Source organism: Rhodothermaceae bacterium (assembly GCA_009838195.1).
Lineage (GTDB): Bacteria > Bacteroidota > Rhodothermia > Rhodothermales > Bin80 > Bin80.
Map to the genome: position 1 here is coordinate 66698 of VXSC01000031.1, position 13335 is coordinate 80032.

The 13335-nt window shown below is 49.5% G+C and carries 12 protein-coding genes; all 12 read left to right on the top strand.

Going from position 1 to position 13335, the window contains the following annotated elements; genetic code table 11:
- The first annotated feature begins 570 nt into the window (after nt 1-570).
- The 12 genes from F4Y64_07015 (at nt 571) to F4Y64_07070 (ending at nt 13314) form a co-directional block, all read left to right on the top strand.
- Nucleotides 571-1575 carry a Gfo/Idh/MocA family oxidoreductase gene (locus F4Y64_07015; protein MXX97350.1) on the top strand — a complete coding sequence of 335 codons (1005 nt, stop codon included), beginning with the start codon at nt 571-573 and terminating at the stop codon, nt 1573-1575.
- Nucleotides 1568-3151, top strand: coding sequence for an acyl CoA:acetate/3-ketoacid CoA transferase (locus F4Y64_07020; GenBank protein ID MXX97351.1), 1584 nt, complete (start codon nt 1568-1570; stop codon nt 3149-3151). Before F4Y64_07015 ends, F4Y64_07020 begins: the two co-directional genes overlap by 8 nt.
- Nucleotides 3148-3906 carry an enoyl-CoA hydratase/isomerase family protein gene (locus tag F4Y64_07025; protein MXX97352.1) on the top strand — a complete coding sequence of 253 codons (759 nt, stop codon included), beginning with the start codon at nt 3148-3150 and terminating at the stop codon, nt 3904-3906. The genes F4Y64_07020 and F4Y64_07025 overlap by 4 nt, the downstream gene beginning before the upstream one ends.
- The gene (locus F4Y64_07030; protein ID MXX97353.1) at nt 3906-5498 is read left to right on the top strand and encodes a choline dehydrogenase; all 1593 of its coding nucleotides are present in this window, start codon (nt 3906-3908) and stop codon (nt 5496-5498) included. Before F4Y64_07025 ends, F4Y64_07030 begins: the two co-directional genes overlap by 1 nt.
- Nucleotides 5498-6952: an aldehyde dehydrogenase family protein gene (locus tag F4Y64_07035; protein ID MXX97354.1), complete on the top strand. Its 1455-nt coding sequence runs from the start codon at nt 5498-5500 to the stop codon at nt 6950-6952. Before F4Y64_07030 ends, F4Y64_07035 begins: the two co-directional genes overlap by 1 nt.
- Nucleotides 6888-8225, top strand: coding sequence for a carbohydrate ABC transporter substrate-binding protein (locus tag F4Y64_07040; GenBank protein MXX97355.1), 1338 nt, complete (start codon nt 6888-6890; stop codon nt 8223-8225). The genes F4Y64_07035 and F4Y64_07040 overlap by 65 nt, the downstream gene beginning before the upstream one ends.
- Nucleotides 8226-8228: 3 nt before the next feature.
- Nucleotides 8229-9221, top strand: a complete 993-nt coding sequence (locus F4Y64_07045) for a sugar ABC transporter permease (protein ID MXX97356.1) — start codon at nt 8229-8231, stop codon at nt 9219-9221.
- Nucleotides 9218-10033 (top strand): carbohydrate ABC transporter permease, encoded by an 816-nt coding sequence (locus F4Y64_07050; protein ID MXX97357.1) that lies wholly within the window; start codon nt 9218-9220, stop codon nt 10031-10033. Before F4Y64_07045 ends, F4Y64_07050 begins: the two co-directional genes overlap by 4 nt.
- 189 nt (nt 10034-10222) lie before the next feature.
- Nucleotides 10223-11122 carry a hypothetical protein gene (locus F4Y64_07055; protein MXX97358.1) on the top strand — a complete coding sequence of 300 codons (900 nt, stop codon included), beginning with the start codon at nt 10223-10225 and terminating at the stop codon, nt 11120-11122.
- Between the two features lie 259 nt (nt 11123-11381).
- On the top strand, nt 11382-12848 hold the full coding sequence (locus F4Y64_07060) for a GMC family oxidoreductase (GenBank protein MXX97359.1): 1467 nt from the start codon (nt 11382-11384) through the stop codon (nt 12846-12848).
- Nucleotides 12845-13249, top strand: a complete 405-nt coding sequence (locus F4Y64_07065; GenBank protein MXX97360.1) for a nuclear transport factor 2 family protein — start codon at nt 12845-12847, stop codon at nt 13247-13249. The genes F4Y64_07060 and F4Y64_07065 overlap by 4 nt, the downstream gene beginning before the upstream one ends.
- Complete coding sequence (locus F4Y64_07070) at nt 13156-13314, top strand: nuclear transport factor 2 family protein (GenBank protein MXX97361.1); 159 nt, start codon at nt 13156-13158, stop codon at nt 13312-13314. The genes F4Y64_07065 and F4Y64_07070 overlap by 94 nt, the downstream gene beginning before the upstream one ends.
- Nucleotides 13315-13335: the final 21 nt, after the last annotated feature.

Consider the following 13335-nt stretch of genomic DNA (forward strand, 5'->3'; position numbering starts at 1 on the left):
GCTGCTAATATACGGAAAACCATTGGTAATGTTCCGACTTCCAGTATTGTATGTATTTCTCCAGCGGACATTCTCCAGACGAAATTCAGTCTAATCAAACTTCGTGCAGAATCCCAAAATTTAGGGAGCAATCAAATAACGAAATTGTGCCGATAACTCGACCGATGCAATCCCGGCATATACTCTATGATCGTGTAAACTTTGCCATTGGTTCAAAACAAATCTCGGCATGTAGGATATTCGGGGAGCCACTAAGCAGCTAATTCCCCAGAGTCGTCTTTACATGCGTTAAGACAATGTTTCTCCGATCATGCCTGACAGCTGAACGGGCTCCAGTTGGTGTTGAGAATGTGGCTCGTGGTTAGTGTTGTCTGGATAGAAAAGTTTGGTGTGCAAAACACACCTCCCTTTGCTTTCCAGTCGTTATTCAGGTGCAGAAAAATTCCAACGAAGTTACCAGCTTGACTAGGACCTCACTAGATATCCCCCGCAGATCAAATACTCGGGAAGGTTAATTCCAACAGACTAGTTAAATTTGCCTACGCTAAATAGACGGTCCGATACAGAATTATGATCAACTGGGGAGTCATTGGTGCAAGCACGATTGCCAAAGAATGGATGATTAATGCGATAAACGCAAGCTCAAACAGCCAAGTAATTGCGATCCTCAGCCGATCTCAGCCGCGTGGGGAAAGCTTTCAGGATCAATTTGGGATTCAATACACCTACACTGAGCTTGACGCATTCCTTGCCAATCCAGACATTGATGTGGTCTATGTCGGCACCACGAATGAATTACATAAGCCACAAACCCTTGCCGCTGCTGCTGCCCAGAAACATGTCCTTTGCGAAAAACCTCTTGCACTCTCACTCGCAGATGCAAAGCAAATGGTACACGCCTGTGCAAATGCTGGCCTCGTCATGGGGACAAACCACCATCTTCGTAATGCAGTCACGCACCGCACTCTCCGCAAACTAGTCCAGGATGGTGTGATCGGAGATCCTCTGGCAGCTCGGGTATTCCATGCCGTCCTCCTACCCCCACATCTGCAAACATGGCGAATCAAGGATCCGTCAACCGGAGCCGGGGTCGTACTGGATATCACTGTCCATGATACGGATACCCTTCGATTCATCCTGAACGACGAAGTAGAATCCGTCATGGCTTGCACCTCTTCTCAGGGCCTCGGAGAGCACGGGATCGATGATACCGTGATGGGCGTGATGCATTTTGAGCGAGGCACACTTGTACAATTTCATGATTCATTTGTGATCGGACACGCTGGAACAGGGCTCGAAGTCCATGGCACCGATGCATCCTTGATTGCCAGGGATGTCATGACCCAGCAACCCATCGGGGACATCGCCCTCCGCAGAGGGAATCAAGTGGAAAAAGTCGAACTTCCTCCCCCTGTAAACCTGTATGAGCGGGCTATCGAATGTTTTAATCGTGCAGTTCGGGGAGCCGGCGAGCCAGCGGCTACCGCTGAAGATGGGCTTCGCTCGCTTGCAGTTGCGCTGGCAGTTCAACAATCGGCACAGACAGGTAAACAAGTTACACTAAGCTATGCCTGAGTTTTGTTCATTGGCCGCTGCTGCCGAGCAAATTCATGATGATGCGGTCCTGACAGTCAGCGCATCAAGCGGCCTGGGATGCCCGGATGCAACGCTGGCCGCGATTGGTCAACGCTTTGCTAATTCAGGGCATCCAAAAAGACTCACAACACTACATCCTATCGCTGCCGGGGATATGTATGGCATTGCCGGGGTTGATCACCTCTCCTATGATGGGCTCCTCAAACGTGTCATTGCCGGCTCTCTACCAAGCGGTCCATCATCCATGCCCTCACCCAGAATCTGGCAGATGATCGGTGAGAATCGCGTGGAAGCCTATAACCTGCCCAGTGGAGTCTTGTATCACATGCACCGTGAAGCTGCAGCGCACAGACCTGGGGTCCTGACGAAGGTTGGCATGGATACTTTTGTGGATCCTCGCCTTCTGGGTGGATGCATGAATGACTGTAGTCCCCCAGAGGTTGTGAAGAGGGTTACATTTGAAGGGGATGAATGGCTGTTCTATCCCTCAATTCCCGTTGACGTTGCACTGATCCGTGGAACCACCGCAGATGAGCATGGCAACATCACTACTGAACACGAGGGAAGCAGCTTAGGTATTTATGATCAGGCCCTGGCCGCCCATAATAATGGCGGAATTGTCATCGTGCAGGTCAAACGTGTCGTAAAGTCGGGCAAACTCAAACCTCAGGATGTCCGGGTACCTGGAGTCGTAGTTGATTATGTGGTCACTGTGCCTGATCAAATGCAGACCACGAATACGGAATATGATCCGACCATCAGTGGCGAACTCTCCCCCGATGGGAAGATTTATGACCTTATGCCTTGGGGACCCTACAAACCTATGGCTCGCCGTGCAGCCATGGAGTTATGCCAACAAGATGCGGTTAATCTGGGGTTTGGGGTATCTGCACAAGTTCCTCGTATTCTTTTAGAGGAAGGACTGTCTGATGCGGTGACCTGGGTAATTGAACAAGGAGCTGTCGGAGGGATGCCACTTCTGGATTTTCAGTTTGGCTGTGCATCCGGTGCTCAGGCGATTCTTGGATCGCCCGATCAGTTTACATATTTCCACGGTGGAGGATTTGATCGCAGTCTTTTGTCCTTTATGCAAATTGATCGGCATGGATGTGTCAATGTCTCACGTCTGGCTGCCCGCCCGCATGTCACTGCCGGTGTAGGGGGATTCATTGATATCACTGCCAATGCGCATCATATCGTATTTATTGGGACTTATACAACTGGCGGACTTCGACTTGCAATTGAAGAAGGTCAGGTAAAGATTCTCCAAGAAGGAAAAGTGCAAAAACTCGTACCCGAAGTGGAACACGTTTCTTTCAGTGGGAATCGTGCCCTTCGTTTAGGGCAGAAGATCACCTATATTACGGAGCGGTGCGTACTGCAGCTATTGCCCGAGGGGTTAACTGTTATTGAAATTGCGCCCGGTATTAACCTGAAACGTGATGTGCTTGGACAAACCAGTTTAGAGCTTCAAGTGAGTCCGTCCTTGCAAATCATGGATGGCAGACTCTTCGACCCTAAATCAATGAATCTTCAACTACCCTCCAAAATATGAGTCACGTTGAACTTGAAATTACAGGGCACCTGGCAACATTGACTCTCAATCGCCCGGAAAAACGCAATGCGGTTGATCCTTTGATGCTGGACTCACTTGACGCTCATCTTGCAACCCTCGAGTCAAACAGCAACCTTCGTGCAGTCATTCTTACAGGTACAGGAGAAAAAGCTTTCTGTGCCGGGGCGGATATCAAAGCATGGGCAGCGTTAGATGCACTTGGAATGTGGAAGCAATGGATTCCGAGGGGGCAGCGTATTCTGCAGCGATTGGCAAACCTGCGACCGCCAGTGATTGCCCTCCTCAATGGTTACGCATTTGGTGGCGGGCTTGAACTCGCGCTGGCATGTGACATCCGTGTTGCTGCAAGCCATGCATCCTTTGCAATGCCAGAAGTAAAAATTGCGACAGTCCCTGGATGGGGTGGCACCGCACGGTTATCCAAAATCATCGGCATTGCCCGAGCCAAAGCAATGGTCTTGACAGGTAGCCCCATTGACGCACAAACAGCGTTAGCCTGGGGGCTGGTGACCGAGGTATGTCCATTGGATAAGCTCCCCTCTGTGGGAGGCGAACTGGCCGGGGTGGTTGCCAAGAATGCTCCTGTCGCCGTACAAATTGCAAAACAGATGCTGGATGGAGATTGTGCTCCTCTCGAATCTATCGCTGGCTCACTCAGTGCATACACAAATGATGGACAGGAAGGTGTGAATAGCTTCCTAGAGCGAAGAGAGCCAAAATATAAAGGGGATTGATGAAGACCTCGACCGAGTCATTTGATTATGTAGTCGTGGGTGCGGGAGCAGCTGGTTGTGTTGTCGCTCACCGTCTTGCCGAGGATCCGAACGTTCGGGTATTACTGCTTGAAGCAGGCCCTCCAGACAGGTCTCCCCTGATTCATATGCCCGCGGGCTTTGCCAAATTGACGGGGAAAAACGTGAATTGGTGCTTTAAAACCGTCCCTCAAAAGCACCTGAATCACCGTGAGATGCACTATCCACAGGGACGGACGCTCGGTGGAAGTACATCCATTAACGCGATGATCTATATTCGAGGACACCGTCTGGATTATGAGGAATGGCGTGATCTGGGCTGCCAGGGATGGGCATATGATGATGTCCTTCCCTATTTCAAAAGATCAGAAAACAATGAGCGGTTTGTTGACGAATTTCATGGGCGTGGCGGCCCACTCAACGTGGCGGATCAGGTACAGTCGAACCCATTATCCCGCGCATTTGTCCGATCAGCACAGGAAGTGGGAATCCGTTATAACCCCGACTTGAACGGTGCCCGCCAGTCGGGGGTAAGCTATTACCAGGTGACACAGCGCAATGTACGTAGAGAAAGTGCAGCTACCGCATTCCTGCGCCCCAAAAAACCCAATCTTACAATCCTGACCGGTGCCGTGGCAACACGCGTTCTTCTCGAGAACGGGCGAGCAATCGGGATTGAGTACGCCAAAAACATGGCCAGAGTCCAAGTCCATGCCGAACGAGAGGTCATTCTGAGTGGAGGGGCGGTAAACTCCCCGAAGCTTCTATTACTTTCTGGAATTGGGCCGGCAGATGAGTTGAAACCACTTGGAATTCAAGTCGAGCATGATCTACCAGGAGTGGGCAAAAATTTCCAGGACCATATGGACGTGTATCTGGCAGCTGAATCCAGCAAGCCTGTCAGCTACAACGGACATGACCGATGGAATCGTGCAATTTTACACGGCATCCAGTATCTGTTATACAAAACAGGACCGGTCACGGCATCCGTATGCGAGGCCGGATGCTTCCTGAAAAGCTCCCCCGAGGTTCGCTCTCCAGACATCCAAATCCATTGCCTGCCCGCATATGTGGTCGATCATGGCCGTATGTCCATTAAAGGCCATGGCCTTACGATAAATACCTGTAATCTGCGTCCACGTAGTATTGGATCTCTCAAGCTACGTAGTAACGATCCCTTGGAAGACCCTGCTATTGATCCAAATTTTCTAGATGACCCCTATGACCTCAAAGTATCCATGGAAGGGTTCAAATGGGGACGACGCATCTTATCTGCTCCCTCTTTTCAACAGTATATCTCCCGGGAGATACTACCAGGCCAAGAAGCGCAAAGTGATGAAGACATCAAAGCCTACATCCGAAAGTGGTCAAAAAATGATTACCACCCTGTAGGTTCCTGTAAAATGGGAACGGATGACCAAGCTGTTGTAGATTTGCAACTCTCTGTTCACGGTCTCGAATCCCTGCGCGTGATTGATGCATCCATCATGCCTCGCCTAATTAGCGGCAATACACAAGCTACCTCAATCATGATCGGTGAAAAAGGAGCAGCGATGATCAAAGGAGAAGCCTAATGGGAAAACATTGGATTGACGGAAAATTCGTCCGTAGTGAGCAAGGAGACCTCTTTACCACGGTTAGCCCTGCGCATGATACGACGGTTGGTGACTATGCGCTTGGAACGGAGCAGGATGTGCAAGCGGCCGTGCAGTCTGCACGTGCAGCGTTTGATTCTGGTCCATGGCCACGCATGTCTGGTCAGGAGCGTGCACAGGTTCTGAATGCAACTGCAGATCTGATCCATTCCCACTGTGACGAGCTGGCTAAACTGGAAACCCTTGAGAGTGGAAAGCCCATTACACAGGCAAAGGGGGAAATGGAAACTGCCGTGGATCTATGGCGCTATGCAGCGACACTTGCTCGCCATACCATAGGGGAAGCGTACAATAACCTTGGTGAAAATAAGCTCGGACTGGTGTTACGTGAGCCTGCCGGAGTCGCAGGGATGATCACACCGTGGAATTTCCCGTTCCTGATCATCAGTCAGAAATTGCCGTTTGCACTCGCAGTTGGCTGTACGGCGGTCATCAAACCCAGTGAGTTGACTCCAGGCACAACCCTAAAACTGGCTTCTCTGGCTCACGAAGCCGGTGTTCCCTCAGGGGTAATCAATATTGTAACCGGGTTTGGGGATCCGGTTGGTACAAGCCTTGCAGAACACAAAGACATCGATGTGATTTCGTTCACTGGATCAACCGCAGTTGGACGTAAAGTCGCTGCCGCCGCCGGGAAAAACTTAAAACGCTGCTCCCTAGAGCTAGGTGGAAAAAACCCTCATATCATCTTTGCCGATGCAGATTTAGATGCAGCACTCGACCCCGTTGTGTTTGGGGTATACTTTAACATGGGAGAATGCTGTAACAGCGGTAGCCGCCTCCTTCTGCAGGAAAGCATTGCAGAAGAGTTTACCGAACGTATCCTTGAGCTGGCACGCACTGTACCTGTTGGGGATCCGCTTGCCGAAGACATTAAAGTCGGAGCTATCATCAATGAGCCGCAACTTCAAAAAATTCACCAATATGTTCAGAGTGGCACCGATCTTGGTGCGCGGCTTAGAATCGGTGGAAACAGGATGCCAACTCTAAATGGACGGTTTTTTGAGCCTACCATATTTGATGGTGTGACACCTGAGATGCCGATTGCACAGGAAGAGATTTTCGGCCCCGTGCTATCCATCTTGACATTCAAGACAACAGAAGAGGCAATACAGATTGCCAATGACACCATCTACGGACTGAGCGCCGGTCTCTGGACTTCGAATGTAGATACCGCCTTTGAAGTCAGTCGCAAAGTTCGTGCGGGAACGATTTGGATCAATTGTTTCATGGAGGGGCATGCTGAACTGCCCTTTGGTGGCTATCGAGATAGTGGACTTGGACGTGAACTAGGACGCTTCTCTACAGATGAGTTCACCGAACTCAAAACCGTTCAGCTTCATATTGGCGAGCACCAGAGCTCGTGGCTGTAATACTGTATATACTATGCGTATCCATTATCTATTTCTTTCAATCCTGCTTCTGGCTGCATGTCAGAGCAGTAATGAGACTAGTTCGGAAAAACAGGTTGAAGTCTTTACTTGGTGGACTTCAGGAAGCGAAGCGTCTGCACTGGAAACGGTCCTTGAAGCCTATCGAAATCAGTACCCCGATGTTGAGGTGATCAATGCTTCCATCGCCGGTGGCGGTGGTTCTGCTGCCCGCCCTGTGCTTCAAACCCGACTTGTCGGAGGAAACCCACCCGATACATGGCAAACCCATCACGGAGCGGAACTCATGGGACAATATGTGACTCCCGGGTTCGCTGCATCAGTAAAGGACCTGTACGATGCCGAAGGATGGTATGAATTGTTCTCGCCATCCCTTATTGATATGATCAGTAAAGATGGCGAGCCCTATCTGGTGGTCCTGAACCTTCATCGCAGTAACACCCTCTGGTACAATAAGCCTGTAATTGAAGAGTACGACATCTCCGTTGGGGAAGCATTGAGCATTGAAGAATTGTTTGAAATTGCCGAAGATCTCCAGAATACGGAAGTCGCTCCTCTATGCATGGGTGACACGGGGATCTGGGCTAACGGCATTATGTTTGAAAATACGCTCGTCGGCACGATCGGGCCTGAGCGCTATCAGGGCCTGTGGAACGGGGAGACCGATTTTAGAGACCCCGATGTGATGGAAGCCGTTCACATTTATGGTCGACTACTCAATTATCTGAATGACGACCATGCGGCACTCTCATGGGATCAGGCAGCTGATAAAATGGCAGACGGCGACTGTGCCTTCTATTCGATGGGAGACTGGGTCTATGGGGAATTAGTCCGTGATGGCCTGAGGGAAAACATTGACTTTGGCTGGGTTGCCCATCCTGGGACAGAAGGGGTTCATATACTAGTGACTGATGGATTCACCTTCGCCGAAAATGCACCTCACCCGGAAGAAACCCTCAATATGCTCCGAATCATGGGAGATCGTGTTGTTCAAGAGGATTTCAATCTCATCAAGGGATCTATTTGTGCACGCAACGACTGCGATCGTTCCCGCTTCGGTCCGTACCTGCAGTGGACGATGGATGAATACGCCAAGAGCGTTTCTGTGCCAACGGTCATCCACGGTTCAGCTGCACCGGCAGATTTTCAGCAGTCACTCAACGACGCATTAACGGACTTTGTTGTACGGCGCGATGTGGTGGCTTTCACTGAAATGCTAGCGCGCGAAGCAAAAGCATCCGGGTTTGGCATGTAACGCATGATCCATACTTGCTGGCTGTCCCGACATAAAGGAATTCTCATCCTGCTGCCATCGCTTCTATTGACAGCCATCTTTATCTATGGGTTTATCGGGACAAGCTTCTTTTTTTCGCTCACAAACTGGCGTACTCTTGCTGTAGACTTATCTCTGCGTGACCCGCTTTGGCAAACGTATGCAGATATGCTGGCGATGCCACGCTTCCAGGCGGATCTAAGGAATACGCTCGTATTCACGGTGCTTTTTATTGGGCTGGCAATCAGCATTGGCCTTGGGCTTGCAATCCTGTTGGACCGCCAAATTGCCGGCAAGGGGTTCTTTCGCAATACGTTTCTCTTCCCCTACGCCCTGTCTTTTATCGTAACCGGGGTTGTATGGCGATGGATTTTCAACCCTGAGACCGGGATCAACCTGTTCTTCAACTTTCTCGGAATTAACCGTGCCCTGGAAGCTGCCGGCATGGATCCTTTAGCTCCTGGCTGGACAACTGACCCTACGGTGGTTTTTTCGGTCAATCAACTCCTGTCACAAATTTGGCCGGGCGGTATGACTTTCCAGATTGAATGGGGAATTCCGGTAGCGCTCATCCCGGTAGCCATTGCTGCCACCTGGCAGTTATCTGGATTTGTCATGGCCATGTATCTCGGAGGACTTGGGAGCATCAGCCCACAAGTCAGAGATGCGGCTCGCATTGATGGTGCGGGAGAGTTGAGGCTCTACCGATCTGTGATCATTCCCATGCTGAACCCTATCACGATCTCCACAGTGATTATTCTGCTGCATGTTTCACTGAAGATTTTTGACTTGGTTTTTGCCATGTCTGGGGTTGGGCCTGGCTTTGCCACCGACGTTCCGGCAATTTTCGTATTCGAGATGATGTTCAAAGCGGCCCGTTACAATCTTGGGGCTGCGGCTTCGATCGTGATGTTGGTTGCATCTTCTCTGATCATTGTCCCTTACCTCGTCCACACATTCAAAAACCGTGAATCATGAGTTTCAAACGTGGACTTCTATGGTTTGGGTTGGGGCTTGCCGTGATTCTGTACCTGTTACCGATTTACGTGATGCTCGTCAACAGTTTCAGGGATGCATCCAGCGTCAGTCTGGCAACGATGTGGCAGCTTCCCAGTCAGATCTCCGTAGAGGGATTTGCAGAGGCATGGAATATGCTTTCTCCCAACCTGAAGAATAGCCTCTTCATGGTGATTCCCGCGGCCCTCTTATCGTCGATCATTGGGGCGCTGAATGGCTATATTTTCTCGAAGTGGCGCTTTCGTGGATCCGAGATTCTTTTCGCCCTCTTGCTTTTTGGCTTCTTTATCCCCTATCAGGCCATCCTGCTCCCCTTGGTACGTTTTCTTCAATGGATTGACCTGTATGGCACGCTCCCTGGATTAGTCCTCACTCATGTCGTTTATGGGGTTTCTGTAACGACACTCATTTTCAGGAATTTTTATATCAATATTCCTGGCTCGATCGTGGAAGCAGCAACCGTTGATGGTGCGGGTATCATTGAAGCCTTCTGGCGCGTCATTCTCCCCCTGTCTTTACCCGCGTTTGCGGTTGCGTTAATCTTTCAGTTCACCAATATTTGGAACGACTTCCTTTTCGGAATCACGGTGGTTCCAAACCCTCAATCCCAACCGGTAACAATTGCACTGAACAATCTATCTGGATCTTTTTCTGTGGATTGGAATGTTGTTATGGCGGGCGCAATCGTAGCCGCGTTGCCTACGGCCCTTGTTTATATCGGACTGGGTAAGCTCTTTGTGCGGGGGTTGGTTTCTGGAGCGGTGAAGGCATAATTTATTTGGGAGATGTGGGGAAAAACTGTACTCACATGTAAGTGAACGTCAATCTACATCAAACACAGAGAGCAAAGAAGGGTAAGCTCTACACTCAACTGGAGGACCCCCTGATAACGAACTAAGACAATATCGAATGTACTTCAAGGACAAGGGTGTCTATTGGAACTGCGATAACCCGCTGAAACCATGAAGATCCCGCTTGCATGGTCTCTCCACTTAAATCGTTTTGTGTCTCCGCAAGAAGTGGAAAGGGGTTTGAAATGTAGATGTATCTGCCTTGATTGTACCCAAAAGGTTATTTGCAAACAGGGGGAGAAGAAAGTCTGGCATTTTGCGCATCAATCAAATTCTGACTGCCGTGGAGAGGGCATGATCCATCGGTTAGCCAAAGATGTATTAGAGCAATCTGTAGGCAAAAGAATACTTCGATTGGGGCTTAGGGAAATTGATTTTGGTACAATTTGCAAGATTGATCTTGAAGTACCGATGCCCAAAGCGGATAAACGTATAGATGCGGGAGTCACACTGCTACTCCCCAATGGGGAGACGCAGAAAGTCGTGCTTGAAGTCTGCGTTTCCAATCCTAAGAGCAAAGCCTACATTCGAGACATGTCTACAGCATACAAAAGAACGCCGATTTTAGAGTTAATTGTAGATCCATCTCTTTTTTTTGGGGCAGCATCCGCGCAGCAAGCAATGCAGAAATTACTATTAGAAAACGAAAATAATTCTTGTCCTAGGAAGTGGTTATATAGATGGAAATATCATTTATCAAATCGAGTATGTCGAAAATGTGGAAAGGAAAAACAAGCAAAAGACAAGACGTGCTGGGATTGTGTCCCCCGCAGATTTAAATGTCAAAAATGTAATGGCCGCAAAAGGCCCGGACATAAGTACTGTTTGGAATGTTCACCCACACATATTGAATGCGATTGTGGGCGAATAATCCACCATGAACACGGTTGTTTACCATGTGGCATCCCTGGGGATTACGTTTGTGAATGTGGTAATGAAAAAGGCAAAGATTATGAGTCTTGTTACAACTGCGCGAGTTTTGGCTATGGAGACTATGAGGCACAATACTAAAGCATCCACAAACCCCATATATGCACTTAGAAACGATTCATTCTTATTCCCCACTCTGCAAACATTCGGGCAAAATTAGGACATTACAGCCGTGCGCTACTGAAGAATTGATCTTCTCTCGTCTCCATGCCGTTCTATGAAAGAATTCTGAAGCCTTAATCTGCGACTTCCTTCGCATTCTTCACATCGGGTTACAGTTTACAGGATAAACCCCATATATTTGATCACCAGTAGGAGATAATTTACGAGGGGTCAAGCTATGATAGATTTTGACATCATCATTGTCGGAACTGGAATTGGTGGAGGTACGCTAGCTTGGGGACTTCGTGAGAGCGGAGCACGTATTCTGCTGATTGAGCGTGGGGATTTTCTACCCCAGGAGCCCGAGAATTGGAGCCCTGAAGCCGTCTTCGGTGAACACCGCTACAAACCAGACGAATACTGGGAGACTGCTGATGGGCAGATCTTCAAGCCGGGCTTGCATTATTGCATTGGAGGAAACTCGAAAGTTTATGGGGCAGCTCTGCCCAGATTCCGGCAGGAAGATTTCAGGGAGTTAGAATATGAGGAGGGTACGAGCCCCGGCTGGCCAGTCACCTACGACGAACTGGAACCCTACTACTGCCGTGCTGAAAAGCTGTACGGTGTCCATGGAAATACTGGTGATGATCCTACCGAATCTCCGCGTTCAGAAGACTATCCATACAGCGCGGTACCACATGAACCACAAATCGCTCGCCTTGCTGCTTCCTTCCAGAAACAGGGGCTAAACCCTTTTCACCTACCCCTTGGTATTGATCTCGGAGGACAATGCCTGCGCTGCCATACATGTGATGGGTTTCCCTGTAGAGTTCATGCAAAATCTGACGCCGAGGTATGTGCTGTCCGCCCAGCTATTGACCATCCAAATGTCACCTTATGGACAAATTCAAAGGCCCATCGGGTTGTAGCACGCAATGGCACGGTTGATTCATTGGAGGTGTACCACAATGGTGAATTGAAGACTATTCGGGCCCACACCTATGTACTCAGCTGTGGCGCAGTGAATTCTGCAGCACTGCTTCTCAGATCCGATGGGATTCCAAATTCCTCCGGAATGATCGGACGCAATTACATGGTGCACAATAACAGTGCGTTGATTGCAGTCCGTCCATGGGAACGCAATACAACAACCTTTCAGAAAACACTTTCTATCAATGACTGGTATCTCGGGACAGATGAGTGGCCCTGGCCCATGGGTAATCTCCAGATGATTGGCAAAGTGCAAGCATCTATGCTTAAGTCTGCTCGACCAAATGCACCTCTGCCCGTACTGAAATACTTGGCAAACCGAGGCATCGAATGGTGGGTCATGAGCGAGGATCTGCCCGACCCAGGTAATCATGTTTCACTGACCTCCAAAGGCCGTATACGAATTCACTGGAAGCCGAATAACCTGGCTACTCACCGTCAATTACTGAAACGGGCACGTCGCATGTTGCGACGGGCCGGATATCCGATCATATTCAGTCAGCAGATGAGAATTGATACCAACTCTCACCAATGCGGCACCCTAAAAATGGGCAATGACCCTTCTGACAGCGTATTAGACCCCTATTGCCGAATGCATGGACTTACGAACTTGCGGGTTGTAGATGCATCTTTTTTTCCGTCCTCCGGGGCTATGAACCCGGCACTCACAATTGCAGCCCAGGCACTTCGGGTTGCCGACCAAATGACCAAATGACTCCCATGACTCGATATTTCTCCATTCTTCTTCTCTTTGGCTTGATTACCGTATCAAGCACAAGTGCCCAGCAGTCTGACATTGAAGCAGTACTTGATGATTTCCATCTCGCTGCCTCCGAGGCTGATTATGAACGATATTTTGGACACCTCGCGGAAGAAAGTATTTTTCTGGGGACCGATATAACCGAACGATGGACAAAATCTGAATTTCAGGGATATGCTGAGCCTCATTTCAGTGCCGGGCGTGGGTGGACATATGTTCCACAAGAGCGCCACGTGTATGTAGGCGCTGGCGGTGAGGCCGCATGGTCCTCGTTAACGAGAAGTACGGTGAGGTTCGTGGAACTGGAGCGCTTGTGTTACAAGACGATTCATGGAGAATCGTTCAATACCATCTAACTGTGCCTGTGCCCAATGATCTTCTGGGCACGGTTGTGGAGATGATCAGCGCACAATCACAGTGACATTTGGCCCAGTGCTGATTT